The following is a 20,927-nucleotide window of genomic DNA, read 5'->3' as shown; positions in this document are numbered from 1 at the left end:
CGTATTATCATGGCAAAAGTTACTGGATTTATTGAATACCAACGCATTGAAGAAACCTACGATGCTGTTGAATTACGACTCAAGGATTACAACGAGTTTGTGCATGGCCTCACGCCTAAGCAAGCCAAACAACAAAGCGCACGCTGTATGGATTGTGGTACACCCTTTTGTCACAACGCCTGCCCAGTGAATAATATTATTCCTGACTTTAATGAGTTGGTGTATCGCGATGATTGGCAACATGCCAATGAGGTGTTGCAGTCCACCAATAACTTCCCAGAGTTTACCGGGCGTATTTGTCCCGCGCCCTGTGAAGCGGCCTGCACCTTAAATATCAATTCACAGCCGGTCGGTATCAAGTCGATTGAGCATGCCATTATTGACCGTGCCTTTGCTGAAGGCTGGGTTCAACCGCAGATTGCCCAGCATAAAACCGGTAAAAAAGTGGCCGTGGTCGGCTCAGGCCCCTCGGGTCTGGCTGCTTCACAGCAATTGGCGCGCGCCGGCCACAGCGTGACCTTGTTTGAAAAAAATGATCAAGTGGGCGGCTTGCTGCGCTTTGGTATTCCTGATTTCAAGCTGGAAAAATCACATATCGATCGCCGCGTTGAGCAGCTGCGTGCTGAAGGCGTTGAGATTCGTACCAACACCCTGGTTGGTGAGTTGCCAGCTGATACTAAGGTGACCAATTGGGCCACGCAACAGGTGACCCCACAAAGCTTACAAGAAGACTTTGATGCGGTATTGCTGACCGGTGGTGCTGAGCAATCACGTGATTTACCTGTGCCAGGCCGTGAGTTGGATGGCGTGCACTTTGCCATGGAGTTTTTGCCTCAGCAAAATCGCGTCAACGCTGGCGTGGCAATGCCTGCACAGCTGCGTGCAGAAAATAAGCATGTGATTGTGATTGGCGGTGGTGATACCGGCTCGGATTGTGTCGGCACCTCTAACCGTCAGGGTGCAGCCAGCGTGGTGCAATTTGAATTGATGCCACGTCCACCGGAAGAGGAAGACAAGCCCTTAACCTGGCCCTATTGGCCGTACAAGCTGCGCACCTCGTCCAGCCATGAAGAGGGCTGTGAGCGTGAGTTTGCCATTGCCAGTAAAGAATTTGTCGGTGAAAACGGCAAACTCACCGGCCTGAAAACAGTGCGAGTGGAAATGCACAATGGCAAATTTGCAGAAGTGCCTGACAGTGAGCAATTCTGGCCTGCTGATTTGGTGTTGTTAGCGATGGGCTTTGTCAGTCCGGTCTCTAGTGTGTTGCAAGGTTTTGGCGTGGAGCAGGATGGTCGCGGCAATGCTAAAGCGAGTGTCGATGCCCAAGGCGGCTATGCCACCAATGTGCCTAAAGTGTTCAGTGCCGGTGACATGCGCCGTGGCCAATCGCTGGTGGTCTGGGCCATTCGTGAAGGTCGCCAAGCGGCGCGCGCGGTGGATGAGTTCTTAATGGGCAGCACAACATTGCCGCGTTAATTCTGCTGGGGGGGTAAGGCTACGATGATTCGAATCAATGAGCATTTTCAGAAGCTGCAAACCAGCTACCTGTTTACTGAAATAAACCAGCGCATACAGGCGTTTACGCAACACAACCCTGAGCGGGAGTTGATTCGCTTAGGGATTGGCGATGTCACCCAGCCCTTGCCCGATGCCTGCGTGCAGGCTATGCATACAGCCGTGGATGAGTTGGCGCAAGGTGAGACGTTTCGCGGTTATGGCCCAGAACAAGGCTATGACTTTTTACGCGAGGCGATCGCCCAGCATGACTTTCAGGCGCGTGGCGCTCATATTGACGCCGATGAGATTTTTGTCAGCGATGGCGCCAAGTGCGACACCGGCAATATCCAAGAGTTGTTTGCCCAAGATGTGCGTGTAGCCGTTCCTGATCCTGTCTATCCGGTGTATGTCGACACCAATGTCATGGCCGGGCGCACAGGGGAGAGTCACGATGGCCGTTATCCGGGGCTGGTGTACCTTGAGTGCCGCGCTGATAACGGTTATCTGCCAGCGCTGCCGAGCGAACCGGTGGATTTAATTTATCTGTGTTTTCCCAATAACCCCACCGGTGCCAGCATCACCCGCGCTCAGCTTAAAGTTTGGGTGGATTATGCGATTAACAATCAAGCGCTGATTTTGTTTGACGCGGCCTATGAAGCCTTTATCCAAGATGAGGATATACCGCATTCCATTTATGAGATTGAGGGGGCTGAAAAGGTTGCGATTGAGTTTAGAAGCTTCTCAAAAACAGCCGGTTTCACTGGTGTGCGCTGCGCCTATACGGTAGTGCCCAAAGCCTGCACAGCCTACACCGCTGCAGGCGAGGCGGTAGCGGTGCGTGATTTATGGATGCGCCGCCATACCACTAAGTTTAACGGTGTCTCATACCCTGTGCAGCGTGCGGCTGAGGCGGTATACAGCCCAGCAGGACAAGCGCAAGTCGGCGAGCTGATTGCCTATTATCTGAACAATGCCGCTTATATTCGCGCTGCCTTCCAGCGTATGGGCTTGCAATGCAGCGGTGGTGATAACTCACCGTATATTTGGCTGCAGGTCGATCAAGATGCGTGGACATTTTTTGATTTCTTACTCAATGAAGCCGGAGTGATTTGTACCCCAGGCGCAGGTTTTGGTCGTTGCGGTGAACAGCATGTTCGCATCAGCGCCTTTAATCACTTCGAGAACGTGCAGCAGGCCATGCAGCGCATCGAAGTCGCATTACAACAATCACCTCTCTAATCGGTAACCTTTATGCCTATTTCTAAAAATTTCAGCCAGCGTTTATACCCAGACCTGCGCAGCATTGCCGAGCATTTTGGTACGCCTTTTCATATCTACGATGAACAGGGTATTCGCGATACCGGCCTGCAATTACAACAGGCCTTCGCTCAGGTGAAAGGCTTTCGTGAGTACTACGCGGTGAAGGCGCTGCCCAATCCCAGTATTTTGCGCATTATGGCCGATTTGGGCTTTGGTTTTGATTGCAGCTCTATTGCTGAACTGCAGCTGGCGCGTGAAGTGGGTGCGCGCGGTGAGGACATCATGTTCACCTCCAACAATACCTCGCCAGAGGAGTTTATCGCAGCGCAAGCGCAGGGCGGTTGCATTGTGAATCTGGATGACATTGGCCTGATTGATAAAATGCCGCAGATGCCGGAACAGGTGTGTTTTCGCTATAACCCAGGCACAGCGCGCAGCGGTAATAGCATTATCGGTGTCCCAGAAGAAGCCAAGTACGGCCTGACTCACGAGCAAATATTTGTGGCGTTTGAGAAAGCCCAAGCACGCGGTGCAAAGCGCTTTGGCTTACACACCATGCTCGCTTCCAATGAGCGCAACGCAGACTACATGGTGCAAACCACGCAGATGTTGTTAGAGCTGGTGGCTGAAGTTGGCGCAGCACTGAATATTGAGTTTGATTTTATCAATATCGGTGGTGGCTTGGGCATTCCTTATCACCCTGATGAAAAGGTGTTTGATGTCGAACAGTTAGGCCGTGAAACCCATGCGCTATTACAAACCTTTGCCGCTGAGCACGGTTATCAGCCCAAGCTGTATATGGAAAGTGGTCGCTACATCACTGGCCCGCACGGGGTGTTAGTCACCCAAGCGCTGAATCGCAAGGAGATTTATCGTACCTATATCGGCGTTGATGCCTGCATGTCTGCATTAATGCGTCCGGGTATGTACAACGCTTATCATCATATTGATGTGCTGGATAAAGCTTCAGGCCCTGATGATGAGGTGGTTGATGTAGTGGGTTCGCTGTGTGAAAACAACGATAAATTTGCGATACAGCGCGCCTTGCCGCCAATCGTGGACGGCGACTTGCTGATTATTCACGACACCGGCGCACACGGCCATGCGATGGGCTTTAACTACAATGGCAAACTGCGCCCGCAAGAGCTGTTGCTAAAAGCCGATGGCAGCGTGGAACGTATTCGCCGTGCGGAAACACTGGATGATTACTTTGCTACTTTACGTTTTGAGCCTGAGGCGTGGTCTGCAAGCTAAGCTCACTGCTCATCTTTTACCAACTGGACGCCTCATGCATGCATGGGGCGTCAGCCTCTGAGCCTGAATCTAAACAGCTTAAGTAGAGACTGTTATATGCACAGTTGTTGGGCCGAAATCGGCCGAGTGTTCGATGTGCTTTCTTTTTTAATGAGTGCACAGGTTGCGCGAGCTCTCTTGCAACAATTACTGCGCTGGCCGGTGGTATAGGTACGTCATATAAAACCTGTCGACATAACATTGTTGCTGTTGATTAGGCTTTTTTACTTCCGCAAAAAACTGACAATGCCCTATAATCGCGCCTCTGAAAAACCTCAAGAGCCTTACATGTTAGAAAAAATTGAAAAATCATTGGAAAAGTCTATTTTCAACAGCCGCTGGATGCTGGCCCCTTTTTATTTGGGGTTGGTTTTAAGTGTTGTTTTATTATTTATAAAGTTTGCACAAGAGTTTTGGCATCTGGCCAGCCATGTTTTTGAAGCGTCTGAAGCTGACATCATTGTAGGAATACTAGCCCTAGTCGATATGTCGCTGGTGGGTAGCTTGCTGTTGATGATTATCTTCAGTGGCTATGAGATTTTTATCTCGAAAATTGATACCGGTGATAACAAAGACCGTCCTGACTGGATGGGTAAGGTTGATTTCTCTGGTCTGAAATTGAAAGTTATTGGTGCTATTGTCGCGATTTCTGCCATTGATCTTTTAAAGTCGTTTATGGATATACCGGCTGAAATGAGCGATGGCGATGCCAATAGTCTCAAGTGGAAAGTGATCATACATATGGCGTTCGTGATATCAGGTGTGTTGTTTGCCGTTATGGATAAAGTCGCTGGTGATACTAAAAAACATTAGGCTATTAGGCTGCTCTGAAAAGCAGCCAGCACCAGATTTTCTGCCTGCCCACACGACCTTTTACCTAACTGTTTGCATTTCGTAAGTCGCAGCGAGATGCTAGTTTAGTGTTATTGCTAAATTAGACTACAGACAGATAGGAGCAGGCATGCACAAGCCCGACAAAGCCAAGCACTCGCCAGCTGTGCAGGCTGGCGACTGGTCCCCTGATATGATTCGACGGCAGGTTGTCGCCCTGAAACACAAGCCCGGTGCGTTGCTGCCTATTCTGCACGCCATTCAAGATCGAGTCGGTTATATCCCTAAAGATGCTGTGCCGATTATTGCCGAAGCGCTGCAGCAAACCCGCGCCGATGTGCATGGGGTTATCAGTTTCTATCATCATTTTCGCACGCAGCCGCCGGGTAGCCATATTGTTGAAGTGTGCCGCGCTGAAGCCTGTCAGGCGCGCGGTGGGCGTGCACTAGAACGCCATATCCAGAATAAGCTTGGTGTCGACTATCACCAGACCAGTAGCGATCGTGAGTTTACTTTAGCGCCGGTGTTTTGCTTGGGTAATTGCGCCTGTGGGCCTTCGATTCGGGTGGATAACGCCGTGTATGGTCGCATGAGTCCGGAAAAATTTGACCAGTTGACGGACACGCTGACCACCACCGTTATTGAGCTGAAATAAGCGCAGGAGTATCGCATGACAACAACAATTTATGTGCCCTGTGATACCACCGCTTTATCTCTAGGTGCGGATCAGGTGGCTGAGCAGATTTATCATTATGCGCAGCGGCAAGGCGTCGATATTCGCATTGTGCGCAATGGCTCGCGCGGTTTGTTTTGGTTGGAACCGCTGGTTGAAGTTGAAACTGCTGATGGTCGTGTGGCCTATGGCCCAGTCGAGCCTGAGCAGGTTGCAGAGTTGGTGGCGGCTGGGTTGTTTAGCGGTGAGGCAGGGCATGCATTGTATTTGGGGTCTATAGAAGAGCACCCGTATTTAAAGCGCCAACAACGCTTAACCTTTGCTCGCATCGGCATCACTGATCCGCTATGTCTAGATGATTACATTGCCCATGGCGGTTTTGCTGGCCTAGACAAGGCCGCCAAGCTGACGCCGCAGGCGATTGTTGATGAGGTCAAAGCCTCTGGCTTGCGCGGCCGCGGTGGTGCTGCTTTTCCTGCCGGGATTAAATGGCAGACAGTCTTGGATGAGCCGCATAATCAACAAAAGTACATTGTCTGTAACGCCGATGAAGGTGACTCCGGTACCTTTGCCGACCGTTTGGTGATGGAATGCGACCCTTATATGTTAATTGAAGGCATGGTAATTGCCGGTCTAGCTGTGGGTGCAACTCAGGGGTATATCTATGTGCGTTCTGAATACCTGCTGTCGCAACAGAGGCTCAATGAGGCGATTGGCCGTGCTGCAGCTCAAGGCTATTTGGGCGAAAACGTAGCGGGCAGCGGACGTGCTTTTCATCTAGAAGTTCGCCTCGGTGCTGGCGCCTATATTTGCGGGGAAGAAACCTCGCTACTGGAAAGCCTCGAAGGCAAGCGCGGGCTGGTGCGCTCAAAGCCACCACTACCGGCGATTGCAGGGCTATTCGGTCAGCCCACAGTGGTCAATAACGTGCTGTCGCTGGCTGCCGTGCCTTATATTTTGGATCAAGGCGGGCCAGCCTATGCCGATTACGGGATGGGCCGCTCGCTGGGTACGTTGGCGATTCAGCTGGCCGGCAATATTAAACAAGGCGGGCTGATTGAGCTGGCGTTTGGCGTCAGCTTGCGCGACATACTCGAAGATTTCGGTGGCGGTACCTTTACCGGCCGTCCGATCAAAGCGGTACAGGTGGGTGGCCCGCTGATGGCCTATATGCCAGAGAGCCAATGGGGGACACCGGTGGATTATGAAGCTTTTGCTGCGCTGGGTGCTGGTATTGGCCACGGCGGTGTCGTGGCATTTGATGACAGCGTGGATATGGGCGAACAAGCCCGTTATGCCATGGAGTTCTGTGCGATTGAGTCCTGCGGTAAGTGCACACCGTGCCGGACTGGCTCGGTGCGTGGTGTGGAAGTGATTGACCGTATTCGCGCTGGTGAAAACCGCGATGACAATCTTGAATTGCTGGCAGATCTCTGTGAAACCATGGTGGATGGCTCGCTCTGTGCTATGGGTGGCATGACGCCGTTTCCGGTGCAGAGCGTGATCAAGCATTTCCGCGAAGACCTGCTCGCCGCTCCGAACCCAGTGGAGACATAAAAGATGCTGCACTACTTTGACCCAAACAACAGCAGCGGCTCAAACAGCGGCGATCCAAGCGCGCAAAGCTATACGCCCAACCCCAAGGGTATCAATCCGGACTTTGATTACGGCACGCCAGCCAGTGTCTCAGAAACGCTGGTATCCATCGCTGTTGACGGCCGTGACATTACTGTACCTGAGGGCACATCCGTCTTACGGGCGGCGGCTTTAGCTGGGATTAATATTCCAAAATTATGTGCTTCGGATAACCTTGAAGCCTTTGGTTCCTGTCGCCTGTGCGCGGTAGAGATCGAGGGTCGCCGTGGTTATCCGGCATCCTGTACCACACCGGTAGCAGAAGGCATGGCCGTCACCACCCAGACCGGCAAGCTGGCGAAACTGCGCCGCAATATTATGGAGCTGTATATTTCTGACCACCCGCTGGATTGCTTGACCTGTCCAGCCAATGGCGACTGCGAATTGCAGGATATGGCTGGCGCGGTAGGCCTGCGTGACGTGCGCTACGGTTTTGACGGTGAAAATCATTTGGATGCGGCAACCGATAGCTCCAACCCGTATTTCAGTTTTGACCCCAGCAAATGCATTGTCTGCTCGCGCTGCGTGCGCGCCTGTGCCGAAGTGCAAGGCACCTTTGCCCTGACTATCGAAGGACGTGGCTTTGACTCCAAAGTCGTGGCCAGCCAGAACGATCCCTTTATGGATTCCGAATGTGTGTCGTGCGGCGCCTGTGTGCAAGCCTGCCCGACCTCGACCTTGATAGAAAAAACTGTGATCGATGCCGGTATTCCAGAGCACAGCGTGGTGACCACCTGCGCCTATTGCGGTGTGGGCTGTTCGTTCAAGGCAGAAATGAAAGGCGATCAAGTGATTCGCATGGTGCCCTACAAGGGCGGCGCGGCCAATCGTGGTCATTCCTGCGTAAAAGGCCGCTTTGCCTTTGGTTATGCGACGCATAAAGATCGGATTAAACAGCCAATGATTCGTGAGTCGATCAATGACCCATGGCAAGCGGTGTCTTGGGACGAAGCGCTGGTGTTTTCTGCGAAACGACTGAAAAATATTCAAGCGCAATACGGCCGTGAAAGCATTGGCGGGATTACCTCGTCACGTTGCACCAACGAAGAAACCTACTTGGTGCAGAAACTGGTGCGCGCAGCGTTCGGCAATAACAATACCGATACCTGCGCCCGCGTCTGTCATTCACCCACCGGTTATGGTCTGAAAACCACGCTGGGCGAGTCTGCCGGTACGCAAACCTTTGATTCGGTGATGCAGGCCGACACCATTGTGGTGATCGGCGCCAATCCCACTGATGCGCATCCGGTATTCGGCTCGCTGATGCGTCGGCGTTTGCGTGAGGGGGCCAAGCTGATTGTGATTGATCCACGGCGCATTGATATTCTCAATACCCCGCACGCCGAGCAAGGCATGCACTTGGCCTTGCGCCCCGGAACTAACGTAGCCGTGGTTAATGCGCTGGCCCATGTGATTGTCACTGAAGGCTTGGAAGACCACGACTTTATTCAGCAGCGTTGCGATACTGAGGCGTACAGCAACTGGCGCAGCTTTATTGCCGAGCAGCGCAACTCGCCAGAAGCGCTGGAAAACGTATCAGGCGTAGCTGCAGAAAAAGTGCGCGAAGCCGCGCGCGTCTATGCACAGGCCAAGAATGCGGCCATTTACTATGGCCTGGGTGTCACTGAGCACAGTCAAGGTTCGACCATGGTGATGGGAATTGCCAACTTGGCCATGGTCACCGGCAATATTGGCCGCGAGGGCGGCGGCGTCAACCCCTTGCGCGGGCAAAATAATGTGCAGGGCTCTTGCGATATGGGCTCGTTCCCGCATGAGCTACCGGGCTATCAGCACGTCAATGATGACGCAGTACGCAGCCGTTTTGAGGACAATTGGGGCGTTGCTATCGACAACGAGCCGGGCCTGCGGATTCCGAATATGTTTGATGCCGCCATCGCTGGCACCTTTAAGGGCTTGTACATCCAAGGCGAAGACATTGCTCAGTCTGATCCCAATACCCAGCATGTGGAAGCAGCGCTCAGGGCGTTGGATTGTGTGATTGTGCAGGATATCTTTCTCAATGAAACCGCCAAGTTCGCCCATGTGTTGCTGCCAGGCTCTACTTTTCTAGAGAAAAACGGCACCTTTACCAATGCTGAGCGGCGCATCAACCGCGTGCGCAAAGTCATGGCGCCGATTGCTGGTATGGAAGATTGGCAGGTGACCATGGCGTTATCCAATGCCTTGGGTTATCCCATGCACTACACGCATCCCGCAGAGATCATGGATGAGATTGCCGTGCTGACACCGACCTTTACTGGTGTCAGTTACGACAAGCTGGAGCAGCTGGGCAGCATTCAATGGCCGTGCAATGCTGCGCATCCTGAGGGTATGCCAACCATGCATGTGGATGATTTTCCGATTGGTAAGGGGCGTTTTGCGGTAACGGAATACCTCGCCACTGAAGAACGCGCCACGCGCAGATTCCCATTGCTGCTGACCACAGGACGTATTTTGTCGCAATACAACGTCGGCACGCAGACGCGCCGTACCGACAACAGTGAGTGGCATGCTGAGGATGTCTTGGAAATTCACCCCAGTGATGCCGAGTTGCGCGGCGTGCATGAAGGTGATTGGCTGGGCGTCAGCAGTAGAGTGGGGCAGACAGTGCTGCGCGCAAAGCTCAGCGAGCGCATGTTGCCTGGCGTGGTCTATACCACCTTTCACCATCCGGGCAGTGGCGCTAACGTGGTGACTACAGATAATTCTGACTGGGCTACTAACTGCCCAGAATACAAAGTGACTGCAGTGCAGGTCGAGGTAGTCAGCCAGCCGTCAGAGTGGCAGCGTCACTTTAAAGACTTTGATCAGCGCCAACACAAGCTGCTCAAACCTGCTATACACAATGAGGGCAGTCGCCATGCCAAACCGCCTAAGTAAAGCAGATATGTCAGCTGTGATCAGGGTTTCTGATGATAGCGTGCTGCCCTCACCAGTTTCTGAGCTGCGGGTTGATGTGCGTGGTGGAATCGAAGGTGCAGCTGCGATTGAATGGGATACTGTTGCGCAAGAAATTCCCATAGCCATGGTTTATAACGGAGTGACCCATGCAGTGATGATGGCTTCGCCAGGTGATTTAGAAGACTTTGCGTTGGGGTTTAGTCTGACTGAAGGCATTTTGCAGCGCTCGGCTCAGCTTTTTAGCTTTGAAATTATAGTCAGTGACGATGGCATAGCTATCGATATGCACATCGCCGGCGACTGCTTCACGCGCCTGCAGCAGCAACGTCGAAGCATGGTGGGGCGTACCGGCTGTGGTCTGTGCGGAACAGAGTCTTTGGCACAGGTGGTGCGCTCTATCGCACCTGTAGCAGCACAGCGTATGCCAGCTGATGAGGTTGTGCAGCGCGCGCTGTGCAACCTCAGCAAGCACCAACCGCAGCAGTTACAGACCGGTGCAACGCATGGTGCTGCTTGGTGCAGCGCCAATGGCCAAGTGTTGATGGTTAGAGAAGATGTGGGCCGCCATAACGCGCTGGATAAATTAATCGGTGCGCGCATCCGCGAATACGGCGAGCAGGCGTTTAGTCATGGTTTTGCTCTAATAACCAGTCGTGCCAGCTTTGAAATGGTGCAAAAAAGTGCCAGCGTCGGGATTGGCAGTTTAGTCGCCGTATCTGCACCAACTGCACTGGCGATTCGCGAGGCTTGTAAAAGTGGGATGAACTTGATCGGCTTTGCCCGTCCGGGCCGCCACGTTATTTATGCACAGAGTGGTGAGTGCTGTGAGGAGAAACAACTGTGAGTGAACAGCAATTAAACAATCTGCTGAAAATGCTTGAGCACATCATTGCCAATAACTTGCACCATGGTGACGATGCGCAGGTGGCAACAGTGGTTGCCGATCATTTACACAAATTCTGGGCGCGCAGTATGAAACAGCTGATCCTTAATTATGACGATGCAAACCCAGCTGGGCTGTCGGTTGTCGCCCAACTGAGCCTTGCTCAATTACAGGCGATAATGGCGGACTCAGTAGCAACATAAACTGCAGGCTGCCACGCAAAAAGCGGATCAAGAACCTCAGGCAGTTATGGCGTTTTTCAAGCTGGATGCGCCGTTATTCTGTCTGAGCTGTTAGGTTTTTCTTTTGCGCTTTGAGCAGCAATTCAAACCCGCAAGCATTTGCATATTTAACTAAAGTCGCCCAACTGGGGTTGCTATTGCCGCGCTCCAATCGGCTGATATTGCTTTTTTGTGTGCTCATACGCTCAGCCAGTTGCTCTTGAGTTAAGCCTGCTTGGCTGCGCATAGAAATCAAATGATCGATAAGCTCAAATTCAGCATCTAATTTATCGTATTCAGTTTTCACATCAGGGTTGGCTAGGGCGCGTTGTTTAAGTGTTTGTAAGTTCATAGTTTTTGACCTCTTTTTGGCGTTGACGTGCAAGATCTAAGTCTTTTCTAGGTGTTTTCTGTGTCTTTTTTACAAAAGCATGAAGAACATAGATGTGTTGACCTTTTAAGTAGCAAAACAGCGCGCGACCGATACCTTCTGTAGCTTTAGCTCTAATCTCAAATAAACCACCGCTGATTGCTTCGGTGTGAGGATATCCGAGATTAGCGCCATGTTTTTCCATCAGTTCAAGTAGTTTTAACATTCGAGCTTGGATTTTATTTGGCATTTGAAGAAACTGCTCTTCAGTGCCCGGATAAAAGCAGACTTTCCATGTTATAGGTTTAACGTCCCACATTGTTATCATATATGATAACTGACTGTATGTTAAAGGAAGCAATCTAGTGAACTGCACAACGGCTATGGCAGCACCACCGTCTTTATAGACCACTCTTGGCTATCGTGCAGGCTTTGCGACTTGTATCTTCTTTGCAAATGAGTACAATAGCCCCCGCAGCAAACCTTTGCTGCACGCGTTATGGCGACCCCTGTCGGTCCCCTCGCAACGATTATCCGTAAACCTGGTCAGGCCCGGAAGGGAGCAGCCATAGCGGTGACATTGTGTGCCGGGGTGTGGCTGGCAGTGGTTGCCACCTTATTTGCTTAATCCGCCCCATCCCTTCTCAAATCCGAAAAAGCCTATTGCTAAACCCTGTTGCGGGTGCATTTTTTGCTGTGCTCCGTTAGCATGTGTATCTGTTTTCTTGCAGGTTTTAGGTTGCTATGAGTTATCAGGTGTTAGCCCGCAAATGGCGTCCCCGTTCATTTAATGAAATGGTGGGCCAAGCTCACGTTTTAAAAGCCCTGATCAATGCCCTTGATCATCAGCGCTTGCACCATGCCTACTTATTTACCGGCACCCGCGGAGTGGGTAAAACCACCATTGCGCGGATTATGGCCAAGTGCCTGAACTGTGAGCAGGGCGTTAGTTCCACACCCTGTGGTGAGTGCTCGATCTGCCGTGAGGTGGATGAAGGGCGCTTTATCGATTTGATCGAAGTGGATGCGGCCAGTAAAACCAAGGTTGAAGACACCCGTGAGATGCTCGATAACGTGCAATATATGCCGACGCGCGGACGCTACAAAGTTTACCTAATTGACGAAGTTCATATGCTCTCGACCAGTTCATTCAACGCCTTGTTGAAAACCCTGGAAGAGCCGCCGCCCTATGTTAAATTTTTATTAGCCACCACTGATCCACAGAAATTACCACCTACGGTACTTTCGCGCTGCTTGCAGTTCTCGTTGAAGAACATGCCGCCAGAGCCGATTGTTGGCCATCTGCAAAATGTGTTAACCAGCGAAAATATCCCCTTTGAAGATGACGCGCTGTGGCTGCTGGGGCGTGCGGCGGATGGCTCGATGCGTGATGCCATGAGCCTGACCGACCAAGCCGTATCCTTTGGTGACGGCCGTGTTTTTGCAGAAGACGTGCGCGCCATGCTTGGCACATTGGACCAAGGGCAAATCTACGGTGTGCTCACAGCGCTGATTGCTGGTGATGCCCGTGCCGCCCTCAGTGCCGTGGCGCAATTAGCTGAACATGGCCCCGATTGGGCCGGTGTTTTAGCAGAAATTCTCAACGCGTTGCACCGCATTGCCATTGCCCAACTGATGCCCGATGCAATTGATAATGGCCAGGGCGATCGTGAGCAAGTGTTGGCGCTGGCTGCGCAGCTGCCGCCAGAAGATGTCCAGTTCTATTATCAGCTGGGCTTGATCGGACGCCGTGACTTACCTTTAGCACCGGACCCGCGTGATGGTTTTGAGATGGTGTTGCTGCGCATGTTGGCGTTTCGTCCAGCCAGCTTGCCCGGCACTCCGCCGACGACGCCATTGCTTCAGCCTGAGGCTGTTTGCGCATCAGCAGCATCGCTAAGTGTTGCGCTGCATGATGCAGAACCTGCCATTACTGCACCTGTGAGCCAAGCTGCGCCATCTGCGACTGCGACTGCACAGCAAGTGCAGGCTGAAGCCGAATCTGCAGCGCCAATTGCTGAGGCCGTAGCAGTAGACCGTTACGCTGAGCCGGCTCATCCACGTGCTGTCAGTACAGCAGAGTCGGTTCGTGCGCCCTGGGAAACAGCCCTTGCGGTAGAGTCAGCAGACGCGCAAGCCACTGATCCTGCATCACTAGCCGTTGCAACGCCAACAGAGGTTGTGTCGCCTCAGGTATCAGCTGAGCCTGCACCCGCTCCAGCTGCCGTAGCGCAAGCAAGCAGTAGTGCAGCTGAGCAATATGACGCTGCAGCTGTGAGAGAGTATGCAGACGATCAGCCAGAGCCTAATTATGAGCAAGATTACAGCCAAGCATTTGCTGATGACGAGGATGACGAGGCTTACCTTGATAACAGTGGTTTTCAAGAGTATGCAGACCTCTCCAGTATTCGCGACGAAGATGCAAAACCAGAATTGAACATTGGCAGTGCAGCAGATTTGCAGCCCAATATTCCTGTGGCCTCTGGTTTGGCTGCCGAGTGGCAAGCACTGTTTGCACAGCTAAATTTGGCAGGTATGACCCATAGTATCGCTGCGAATACGGTGCTAATTGAAAGAAACGCAGGCACTTGGCTGTTGCACCTGGACCCCAATCACAGTGCTTTATTTAATAAGACGCAGCAGCAGCGCATCAATGATGCGATTAACACACAATTGGATACACCGATTGAATTGCACATAGAACAGCATGTTCTCCAGCAGGAATCACCGGCGTTGGCACTGCTGCGCAAGCAAGCCCAACGTCAGCAAGAAGCAGAAGCTGCAATCCATTCTGATCCGATAGTATTGCAATTAATAGACACATTTGGCGCTATAATTCGTGCCGATAGTATCCAACCCATAGACTCGGTAATGTAAGGAATCTCGTATGAAAGGTGGTATGGCTGGCCTGATGAAACAGGCACAACAAATGCAAGAAAAAATGCAGAAAATGCAGGAAGAGCTGGCAAATGCTGAGGTCACTGGGCAATCCGGTGCCGGCTTGGTTAGCGTTGTTATGACCGGTCGTCACGATGTGCGCCGTGTCAGTATTGATGACAGCTTATTGCAGGAAGATAAAGAAATTCTTGAAGATTTAATAGCAGCAGCAGTCAATGACGCTGTGCGTAAAATCGAACAAAGCAGCAAAGAAAACATGGCTGGTATGACCGAAGGTATGCAGCTACCACCGGGCTTTAAAATGCCATTCTAGTGGTGTGCTGCAGATCAGGCGTGCGCTGTATGCCTGATCTGCAGCACCTGTTATTTGCTATGAAAGTTAGCATGCAGTTAGATCTTTATTTAATTCTTTAATTCGCTGAGACGTCATGTCATTTAGTCCTTTAATACGTCAATTGATTGATGCATTTCGCGTGTTGCCAGGTGTTGGCCAAAAAACTGCCCAGCGTATGGCGTTGCAATTACTTGAACGTGATCGCAGTGGCGGGGAGCGTTTAGCCCAAGCTTTAACTGAAGCGATGCAAGGTGTCGGCTATTGCCGCTCATGTCGCAGCCTGAGTGAGCAAGAGATCTGCCACTTGTGCAGTGACCAGCGCCGCGATGAGACGTTAATGTGTGTGGTACAAGGGCCAATGGACGTCTACGCAGTTGAACAAACCGGCTACCGTGGCCGCTATTTCGTGCTAAAAGGCCACTTATCGCCGTTAGATGGTTTAGGCCCAGAAACCATTGGCATTCCTGAGTTGCTCGGTCGGATTAATAACGGCGCATTCAATGAAGTGATCTTAGCGACCAATCCTACCGTCGAAGGCGAAGCCACGGCGCACTATATTGCGCAAATCCTCTCGGATAAGCCGTTAATCGTATCTCGCTTAGCGCACGGTATGCCGCTAGGCGGTGAATTAGAAATGGTGGATGGTGGTACCCTCAGTCACGCCTTGGCTGGCCGCAGACCCATACAGATGTAGCTCTTGATTAATGTCAAATTAAATACCGCTAATACTTTTTTAATATATAGATATAAATTATACTTATATGTTAATCAAGCCGTGCTGTATGCAGTATCCTGTCCATTGGTTAGGCGCATGCATATGGCGGCCCTGTTTCATTAATAAGGTGATCCATGTCTAGCAAAGTATTAACACCGCAAGCTGCGCAAACATTATTGGCACAAGGTGCTGTTATGGTCGATATTCGCAGTGCTGATGAGTATGCACGCGAGCATATTGTCGATGCACAGAATGTGCCGATGGAGCAACTGAACACCAACGGTATGCCAAAAAGCGAAACCAATGCGGTGATTTTTCACTGTAATTCGGGGAACCGCACAGTGATCAATGCCGGTGTTTTAGATAATTGCGCTACCTGCGAAGTGTATATTCTAGAAGGCGGTTTGGCAGGTTGGAAAAAAGCAGGTTTACCTGTCGTCAAAGATGCCAGTCAACCACTAGAGCTTCAGCGCCAAGTGCAGATTGGGGCTGGGTTTATGATTTTACTGGGTGTCATTTTGGGAACGACCGTTTCTCCAAGCTGGTATGCCTTATCTGGTTTTGTCGGTGCCGGTTTGATGATGGCTGGCATTACGGGTTTCTGTGGTTTAGCGCGTGTGCTGATGAAAATGCCCTGGAATAAAAAAGCAGTTGCATAGCTCAATATACTCTAAGGCAAGCCTGCGTAAGGCTTGCCTATGTATTTGCATGATTCCTGCCCAATAGCACAAAGAACACCCGCCAGCAGCGAGCTGCCCTTAATTGTTTTTCCAGTAAAGATTTATAAGGCTAGCGCGACTAACAGCACAGTTTCTTGAAATTCGACGCCGGCACCAAGGGTGTCACCGGTATAACCACCCAAGCGTTTGTTAAGTGCGGCACGGTAAGCGACTAACAACGTGATCCATAGCAACAACAGCATCAGCGCTTTGCCTTGTAGCATCCAGATACCTAATACAGCCAAAACAATCCCCATCACGGTGACTTTGCTTTTAGTTGCTGCGCTTTGCGTAGTGCTAACCATGCCCTGTGGGCGTACATAAGCGCTAGTGGCCATTAATCCAATAATCCCGGCTCTGGCGAGCATGGGAATCAACACAAGACCGCCCAACAGCAAGCCAATATCGGCCTGAGCTTGAACTAATAATGCGCTAATGGCGGCAAATTTAACCAACAAGACAACCAGCATAGCAGCCACGGCCATAGCGCCGACTCGCGGATCTTTCATGATTTCTAAGGTGCGCGTGTGATCGCCTAGGCCGCCGACCCACGCATCGGCGGTGTCAGCAACACCGTCCAAGTGCATCGCGCCGGTAAAGTAGACCCAGAGCGCCAACACTAAAGCAGCAACTAAGAATACCGAAGCCTGTGGGTTGTAGTAGAAGCACAGGGTGACCAGGGTGACCAGGAGCAGGCCGAGAATGGCGCCCACAACAGGGTAAAACCACATCGCCGCTTGCTGTACTTCTTGGTCAAGGCGCTTTAAGTAAGGCCCAGGCACGCGGCTTAAAAAGGTCAGGGCAAACCAAAAGCCCCAGTAGTAGGTGCTCATAGTTCTGTGCCGTCCATGCTTTCAAGGCTGACCCATTGTTGTTGCTCGCCTTGATACTCTGTTTCGATAACTTTAAAACTCATTACCGCTGCGTAAGGTAGGCTGAGTTTGTTTATAGCGCTGGGCGTAAGCTCTAAGAGATGCTGTGCCAGCATGCGCATCACACCACCGTGGGTGACCATTAATACGCGTTTACCTTGCTGGGTTTTTAACAGGTTGTGCCACGCTGCTAAGGCGCGCTGTTGTAAAGCAGCGGTAGACTCGCCCTGCGGCGCGCAGAAGTTCATCGGGTCTTGCCAGAGCTGGCTGATATCTTCTTCGGCCATCACTGTTGCCACCGCTTGGTTTTCCCATGCGCCAAAATGAATTTCAGCGATGTTGGGCTCGATCTGCATGGCAATATTTTGTTCTTGTGCGAGCCAGTGCGCCGATTGCTGACAGCGCAATAAGGGTGAACTCAGTACGTGCTGCCAGTTATAATCTAAACGCTTGATACGCTGCTGAAACTGCTCAATACCGCGCTCAGTTAAGTGGTGATCGGTATGCCCACGAAAAACCTTGCCGCCAACCGGCTCGCCATGGCGAATGATATCGATGTAAGTGGTGATCATGGCGCTTTGTTTTCCACTGCGGCCTGAGCAAAAGTAGCCATGTTGTTATGAATGGTGAGCGCTTGCTGTAGCGTTGCATAAGCCACAGCAGCGCCGGAACCTTCACCTAAACGCATGCCTAAGTTGAGTAAAGGTTCTGCGTCTAAGGCTGTTAATAGAGCGCCGTGGCCACACTCGGCAGAATAGTGCGAGAACAGTAACCAGTCGCGTACTGCTGGGTTTAACCTCACCGCTAATAAGGCTGCAGCACTGGTAATAAAACCATCAACAAAGCAGGGCAGGCCTAACTGGCTGGCGCGAATATAAGCGCCAGTAATGGCTGCAATTTCTAAGCCACCGACCTGTTCTAACATCGCTAAAGGGCTGCTAATTAAGGGCTTAGCGCGGGCCACGCTGGTGGTTAATATGTTTTTCTTGTGGATTAAAGCGTCACCTGCAACGCCAGTGCCAGGGCCGGTTAGGCTGCTGACGTCGCGCTCCAACAACAGTGCACTTAAGCAGCTGGCGGCTGATGTATTGCCGATGCCCATTTCGCCCAGCATTAAAAAATCACAGCCGTTGTTATGAACGCGTTCGACTTGCGCTTTACCTAAATTGAGCGCCTGCACTGTTTGCTCAGCACTCATCGCCGCTTGCAGTGAGAAGTCATGGGTGCCAGCCATTATAGGGTGATGAATGATATGGGCTAAATGCTCACAGGGGTTTGCCGTGCCACAATTAATCACACCCAACTCAACGCTCTGTTTTTTACACAGGGTTGCTACCGCAGCACCGCCATTGACAAAGTTAGACAGCATGGCAATGGTGACCGACTGCGGAAACGCCGACACGCCTTGCGCAACAATGCCGTGATCGCCAGCGAAAATTAGCATATGTGGCCTATGGATCTGCGGCTTGTTTGTGTTTTGCATAGCGGCCAGTGCAATCGCAACGTTTTCTAAACGGCCTAAGGAGCCTTGCGGTTTAGTCAGTTGATTTTGATGCGCTTGTGCCTGTTGTCGTGCGGGTTCCGACAGCTCAGCTGCGGCGTTTAACCACCAAGTATTTTCAGTCATGATTTTAGCTTATTCTTCTTTTAGAGTCTGTCGAGTGTGCTTGAGCCTGTACTGGCAAGCTAAGCAATCAATGTGTCGATGCAGGTTAGTGTGCTGTTGGTGTTTTGCGCTCTTGTACCAGCACCCAAGGCGCAACGACTACGGCCCACAACTCTGGATCACGCTGCTGAAAGTCCAGCGCTTGCTCATCAGCTAAGTTGTGTAACGCTTTTTGTTGCATTAACGCGCTGACCTGTTTTTTATCATCATTGATAATGAGTTCGGCAACGGCCACTAAGTCTTGATCACTGGCAACCCAGAGCACCATCCCCTTAGCAAACAATGGCATGATTTCAGCCCAGCTGATTTGTGCTGTTTCGCCTAGAAGGCGGGCGTATGCGTCACTGATTTGGTTTGGCATCTTTGTTCTCGCGGCAAAAATGGGCATGATAGCTTGTGTTGCCCGTTCACCCAAGGGGCAAAGCTTGTGTGAGCAGTGCTTATGCGATTAGACAATGGGAGATTTTTATGCACACATCATTACCGCGTTTAGGCTTTGCCGGCATCGGCTTAATGGGGCTGCCCATGTGCCAGCGTTTATTGGCGGCGGGTTATCCGTTAACAGTTTGGAATCGCAGCCCAGAAAAGTGTGCGCCTTTGGTGGCTCTGGGGGCTGTGCAAGTATTTGAGTGTGCCGAGCTGTGTGATCACGCTGATATTATTATGTTGTGTTTAGCCGATACTCAAGCAGTGCAACGGGTGATGTTTGCCGATTATGGCATTGGCTTTGCAGTTAAGCGTAATCGAGACATCATTATTATAGATTTTTCCAGTATCGAGCCTGCTGCCACTGTCGATATGGCGGAACGGCTGGATGCGATCGGTGGGCGCTGGTTAGACGTGCCTGTATCTGGCGGTGTCGCAGGCGCGCAGGCGGGTAACTTAGTGATGATGGCCGGTGGTGATGCACAAGCGTTAGCGCAGGTTTTGCCTGTGTTAGAGCATTTAAGCCAACGTGTCACTCACATGGGGCAGGTTGGTTCAGGTCAGGTGGCGAAAGTGTGCAATCAGATGCTGGTCGCCTGCAATGCCATGGTGATTGCTGAAGTGGTCGCCTTGGCCGAGCAGGCAGGTGTTGATGCCGCATTGTTAGCGCCGGCGCTGGCGGGTGGGTTTGCCGACAGCACACCCTTGCAAATACTTGCTCCACAAATGGCTAAGCGCGCGTTTGAACCCGTCAAATGGCATGTGCGTACCTTGCTTAAAGATTTAGATATGGCAGTCAAACTCTCACAGCAACACACCTCCGCCACGCCGATGAGTGGCTTAGCGGCGCAACTGATGCGCAGCCACGGCGCGCAAGGGCATTTAGCCTCTGACCCAGCAACATTAATTAAGCTCTACAGCGGGGGCAACTGATGGAGATCGTTGCCAATCTATCCATGCTGTTTACTGAGTTGCCTGTGTTACAGCGCGTGCGCGCGGCTAAGGCTGCAGGTTTTGCCGGGGTAGAGATTCAATTCCCTTACGCTGTGCCCGCGCTGCAACTCAAAGAAGAGCTTGAGCGCTGCGCTATGCCGCTGCTGTTAATCAATTTGCCCGCTGGGGACTTGATGCAAGGCGGCAACGGCATTGCCTGCGATCCGCAAACACGCCCACAGTTTGCAGAAGCCTTAGATGAAGCGCTCAGTTACGCGCTGATGGTGCGCCCGCGTATGGTCAATGTCTTGGCAGGGCGTTTAGCTGAAGGTGCGTCGCGCGGGCGTGCGCTTGCCACGCTAGCAGCTAATCTGCGTGAGGCTGCACAGGCCTTTGATCGTTTGCATATCAAAGTGCTATGCGAGGCGATTAATCCGCTGGATATGCCTGGCTTTTTAATCAACACCCCGCAACACCTGTATGACCTATTAACTGAGGTAAAGCACGCCAATTGCTTTGCACAACTGGACGTTTATCATATGGCGCGCCAAGGCATTGGCATTGAGCAGGCTTTAGCTGTGTTGGGCGATAAAGTGGCGCATGTGCAGTTTGCTGATTGCCCTGGGCGAGGTGAGCCTGGTACTGGGCAGGTAGACTTTGTAGCAATGGCGCAAGTGCTTCAGCAGGCTGGCTATACAGGGGCGTTGGCGGCAGAATACCGCCCCAACAACAGCACGCAAAGCAGTTTGGCTTGGCTGCAGCGCGCGCCGTTCGCCCGCTAGCTGTCAAGGTTACTGCAG

The 20,927-nt window shown here is 51.7% G+C and carries 21 protein-coding genes and 1 other RNA gene; 16 read left to right on the top strand and 6 right to left on the bottom strand.

What is annotated here, in order from left to right; translation table 11 throughout:
* The first annotated feature begins 9 nt into the window (after nucleotides 1–9).
* The 9 genes from FXF61_RS06800 (at nucleotide 10) to FXF61_RS06760 (ending at nucleotide 11,176) form a co-directional block, all read left to right on the top strand.
* Nucleotides 10–1,476, top strand: a complete 1,467-nt coding sequence (locus tag FXF61_RS06800) for a glutamate synthase subunit beta (RefSeq protein WP_151184560.1) — start codon at nucleotides 10–12, stop codon at nucleotides 1,474–1,476.
* A 24-nt stretch (nucleotides 1,477–1,500) separates the two neighbouring features.
* The gene (locus FXF61_RS06795) at nucleotides 1,501–2,736 is read left to right on the top strand and encodes an LL-diaminopimelate aminotransferase (protein WP_151184559.1); all 1,236 of its coding nucleotides are present in this window, start codon (nucleotides 1,501–1,503) and stop codon (nucleotides 2,734–2,736) included.
* A 12-nt stretch (nucleotides 2,737–2,748) separates the two neighbouring features.
* Complete coding sequence (locus FXF61_RS06790; protein ID WP_151184558.1) at nucleotides 2,749–4,011, top strand: diaminopimelate decarboxylase; 1,263 nt, start codon at nucleotides 2,749–2,751, stop codon at nucleotides 4,009–4,011.
* 327 nt (nucleotides 4,012–4,338) lie between these two features.
* Nucleotides 4,339–4,863, top strand: a complete 525-nt coding sequence (locus FXF61_RS06785) for a TIGR00645 family protein (RefSeq protein ID WP_151184557.1) — start codon at nucleotides 4,339–4,341, stop codon at nucleotides 4,861–4,863.
* Nucleotides 4,864–5,011: 148 nt separating this feature from the next.
* The gene (locus FXF61_RS06780) at nucleotides 5,012–5,536 is read left to right on the top strand and encodes a formate dehydrogenase subunit gamma (protein WP_151184556.1); all 525 of its coding nucleotides are present in this window, start codon (nucleotides 5,012–5,014) and stop codon (nucleotides 5,534–5,536) included.
* A 15-nt stretch (nucleotides 5,537–5,551) separates the two neighbouring features.
* Nucleotides 5,552–7,111, top strand: coding sequence for an NADH-quinone oxidoreductase subunit NuoF (locus tag FXF61_RS06775; protein ID WP_151184555.1), 1,560 nt, complete (start codon nucleotides 5,552–5,554; stop codon nucleotides 7,109–7,111).
* A gap of 3 nt (nucleotides 7,112–7,114) precedes the next feature.
* Entirely contained in the window at nucleotides 7,115–10,069 is a 2,955-nt protein-coding gene (gene fdhF, locus FXF61_RS06770; protein ID WP_151184554.1) for a formate dehydrogenase subunit alpha, read from the top strand.
* Nucleotides 10,050–10,934 carry a formate dehydrogenase accessory sulfurtransferase FdhD gene (fdhD, locus tag FXF61_RS06765; RefSeq protein WP_151184553.1) on the top strand — a complete coding sequence of 295 codons (885 nt, stop codon included), beginning with the start codon at nucleotides 10,050–10,052 and terminating at the stop codon, nucleotides 10,932–10,934. The genes fdhF and fdhD overlap by 20 nt, the downstream gene beginning before the upstream one ends.
* Nucleotides 10,931–11,176 carry a formate dehydrogenase subunit delta gene (locus FXF61_RS06760; RefSeq protein WP_151184552.1) on the top strand — a complete coding sequence of 82 codons (246 nt, stop codon included), beginning with the start codon at nucleotides 10,931–10,933 and terminating at the stop codon, nucleotides 11,174–11,176. Before fdhD ends, FXF61_RS06760 begins: the two co-directional genes overlap by 4 nt.
* A gap of 73 nt (nucleotides 11,177–11,249) precedes the next feature.
* Here the strand turns inward: FXF61_RS06760 and FXF61_RS06755 are convergent, their stop codons facing one another.
* The gene (locus FXF61_RS06755) at nucleotides 11,250–11,546 is read right to left on the bottom strand and encodes a helix-turn-helix domain-containing protein (RefSeq protein ID WP_151184551.1); all 297 of its coding nucleotides are present in this window, start codon (nucleotides 11,544–11,546) and stop codon (nucleotides 11,250–11,252) included.
* Nucleotides 11,527–11,883 (bottom strand): type II toxin-antitoxin system RelE/ParE family toxin, encoded by a 357-nt coding sequence (locus tag FXF61_RS06750; RefSeq protein ID WP_256663521.1) that lies wholly within the window; start codon nucleotides 11,881–11,883, stop codon nucleotides 11,527–11,529. The genes FXF61_RS06755 and FXF61_RS06750 overlap by 20 nt, the downstream gene beginning before the upstream one ends.
* A 191-nt stretch (nucleotides 11,884–12,074) precedes the next feature.
* Here FXF61_RS06750 and ffs point away from each other — a divergent pair.
* The 5 genes from ffs (at nucleotide 12,075) to FXF61_RS06725 (ending at nucleotide 16,170) form a co-directional block, all read left to right on the top strand.
* Nucleotides 12,075–12,171: signal recognition particle sRNA small type (gene ffs, locus FXF61_RS06745), an RNA gene on the top strand.
* A gap of 137 nt (nucleotides 12,172–12,308) precedes the next feature.
* Nucleotides 12,309–14,441 carry a DNA polymerase III subunit gamma/tau gene (gene dnaX, locus FXF61_RS06740; protein ID WP_151184550.1) on the top strand — a complete coding sequence of 711 codons (2,133 nt, stop codon included), beginning with the start codon at nucleotides 12,309–12,311 and terminating at the stop codon, nucleotides 14,439–14,441.
* A gap of 10 nt (nucleotides 14,442–14,451) precedes the next feature.
* Nucleotides 14,452–14,775 (top strand): YbaB/EbfC family nucleoid-associated protein, encoded by a 324-nt coding sequence (locus FXF61_RS06735; RefSeq protein ID WP_151184549.1) that lies wholly within the window; start codon nucleotides 14,452–14,454, stop codon nucleotides 14,773–14,775.
* A gap of 115 nt (nucleotides 14,776–14,890) precedes the next feature.
* On the top strand, nucleotides 14,891–15,490 hold the full coding sequence (recR, locus tag FXF61_RS06730) for a recombination mediator RecR (RefSeq protein WP_151184548.1): 600 nt from the start codon (nucleotides 14,891–14,893) through the stop codon (nucleotides 15,488–15,490).
* Between the two features lie 155 nt (nucleotides 15,491–15,645).
* The gene (locus FXF61_RS06725; RefSeq protein ID WP_151184547.1) at nucleotides 15,646–16,170 is read left to right on the top strand and encodes a rhodanese family protein; all 525 of its coding nucleotides are present in this window, start codon (nucleotides 15,646–15,648) and stop codon (nucleotides 16,168–16,170) included.
* Nucleotides 16,171–16,292: 122 nt separating this feature from the next.
* On the opposite strand, the gene cobS is transcribed toward FXF61_RS06725, so the two are convergent.
* The 4 genes from cobS to FXF61_RS06705 all read right to left on the bottom strand — a co-directional run bounded on the left by cobS (nucleotide 16,293) and on the right by FXF61_RS06705 (nucleotide 19,129).
* Nucleotides 16,293–17,063, bottom strand: a complete 771-nt coding sequence (cobS, locus tag FXF61_RS06720) for an adenosylcobinamide-GDP ribazoletransferase (protein ID WP_151184546.1) — start codon at nucleotides 17,061–17,063, stop codon at nucleotides 16,293–16,295.
* Entirely contained in the window at nucleotides 17,060–17,674 is a 615-nt protein-coding gene (locus FXF61_RS06715) for a histidine phosphatase family protein (RefSeq protein WP_151184545.1), read from the bottom strand. Before FXF61_RS06715 ends, cobS begins: the two co-directional genes overlap by 4 nt.
* Complete coding sequence (cobT, locus tag FXF61_RS06710) at nucleotides 17,671–18,729, bottom strand: nicotinate-nucleotide--dimethylbenzimidazole phosphoribosyltransferase (protein WP_151184544.1); 1,059 nt, start codon at nucleotides 18,727–18,729, stop codon at nucleotides 17,671–17,673. Before cobT ends, FXF61_RS06715 begins: the two co-directional genes overlap by 4 nt.
* Nucleotides 18,730–18,814: 85 nt before the next feature.
* Complete coding sequence (locus tag FXF61_RS06705) at nucleotides 18,815–19,129, bottom strand: DUF2288 domain-containing protein (protein ID WP_151184543.1); 315 nt, start codon at nucleotides 19,127–19,129, stop codon at nucleotides 18,815–18,817.
* Nucleotides 19,130–19,236: 107 nt separating this feature from the next.
* On the opposite strand from FXF61_RS06705, the gene FXF61_RS06700 reads away from it, so the two are divergent.
* Together FXF61_RS06700 and FXF61_RS06695 are read left to right on the top strand one after the other, a co-directional pair.
* Entirely contained in the window at nucleotides 19,237–20,127 is an 891-nt protein-coding gene (locus FXF61_RS06700) for an NAD(P)-dependent oxidoreductase (RefSeq protein WP_151184542.1), read from the top strand.
* Entirely contained in the window at nucleotides 20,127–20,909 is a 783-nt protein-coding gene (locus FXF61_RS06695) for a hydroxypyruvate isomerase family protein (protein WP_151184541.1), read from the top strand. Before FXF61_RS06700 ends, FXF61_RS06695 begins: the two co-directional genes overlap by 1 nt.
* Nucleotides 20,910–20,927 lie beyond the last annotated feature (18 nt).

It is taken from the genome of Pseudomonas sp. C27(2019) (assembly GCF_008807395.1).
In the GTDB taxonomy this organism is placed as follows: domain Bacteria; phylum Pseudomonadota; class Gammaproteobacteria; order Pseudomonadales; family Pseudomonadaceae; genus Denitrificimonas.
The sequence above is the reverse complement of the archived record's forward strand: the minus strand, read 5'-3'. Positions and strand labels throughout refer to the sequence as shown.

Bases quoted from the DNA above. Each gene is read 5' to 3' on its own strand.
- FXF61_RS06800 (WP_151184560.1), top strand. From the start codon at position 10: ATGGCAAAAGTTACTGGATTTATTGAATACCAACGCATTGAAGAAACC.
- FXF61_RS06795 (WP_151184559.1), top strand. From the start codon at position 1,501: ATGATTCGAATCAATGAGCATTTTCAGAAGCTGCAAACCAGCTACCTG.
- FXF61_RS06790 (WP_151184558.1), top strand. From the start codon at position 2,749: ATGCCTATTTCTAAAAATTTCAGCCAGCGTTTATACCCAGACCTGCGC.
- FXF61_RS06785 (WP_151184557.1), top strand. From the start codon at position 4,339: ATGTTAGAAAAAATTGAAAAATCATTGGAAAAGTCTATTTTCAACAGC.
- FXF61_RS06780 (WP_151184556.1), top strand. From the start codon at position 5,012: ATGCACAAGCCCGACAAAGCCAAGCACTCGCCAGCTGTGCAGGCTGGC.
- FXF61_RS06775 (WP_151184555.1), top strand. From the start codon at position 5,552: ATGACAACAACAATTTATGTGCCCTGTGATACCACCGCTTTATCTCTA.
- fdhF (WP_151184554.1), top strand. From the start codon at position 7,115: ATGCTGCACTACTTTGACCCAAACAACAGCAGCGGCTCAAACAGCGGC.
- fdhD (WP_151184553.1), top strand. From the start codon at position 10,050: ATGCCAAACCGCCTAAGTAAAGCAGATATGTCAGCTGTGATCAGGGTT.
- FXF61_RS06755 (WP_151184551.1), bottom strand. From the start codon at position 11,546: ATGAACTTACAAACACTTAAACAACGCGCCCTAGCCAACCCTGATGTG.
- FXF61_RS06750 (WP_256663521.1), bottom strand. From the start codon at position 11,883: ATGTGGGACGTTAAACCTATAACATGGAAAGTCTGCTTTTATCCGGGC.
- dnaX (WP_151184550.1), top strand. From the start codon at position 12,309: ATGAGTTATCAGGTGTTAGCCCGCAAATGGCGTCCCCGTTCATTTAAT.
- FXF61_RS06735 (WP_151184549.1), top strand. From the start codon at position 14,452: ATGAAAGGTGGTATGGCTGGCCTGATGAAACAGGCACAACAAATGCAA.
- recR (WP_151184548.1), top strand. From the start codon at position 14,891: ATGTCATTTAGTCCTTTAATACGTCAATTGATTGATGCATTTCGCGTG.
- FXF61_RS06725 (WP_151184547.1), top strand. From the start codon at position 15,646: ATGTCTAGCAAAGTATTAACACCGCAAGCTGCGCAAACATTATTGGCA.
- cobS (WP_151184546.1), bottom strand. From the start codon at position 17,063: ATGAGCACCTACTACTGGGGCTTTTGGTTTGCCCTGACCTTTTTAAGC.
- FXF61_RS06715 (WP_151184545.1), bottom strand. From the start codon at position 17,674: ATGATCACCACTTACATCGATATCATTCGCCATGGCGAGCCGGTTGGC.
- cobT (WP_151184544.1), bottom strand. From the start codon at position 18,729: ATGACTGAAAATACTTGGTGGTTAAACGCCGCAGCTGAGCTGTCGGAA.
- FXF61_RS06705 (WP_151184543.1), bottom strand. From the start codon at position 19,129: ATGCCAAACCAAATCAGTGACGCATACGCCCGCCTTCTAGGCGAAACA.
- FXF61_RS06700 (WP_151184542.1), top strand. From the start codon at position 19,237: ATGCACACATCATTACCGCGTTTAGGCTTTGCCGGCATCGGCTTAATG.
- FXF61_RS06695 (WP_151184541.1), top strand. From the start codon at position 20,127: ATGGAGATCGTTGCCAATCTATCCATGCTGTTTACTGAGTTGCCTGTG.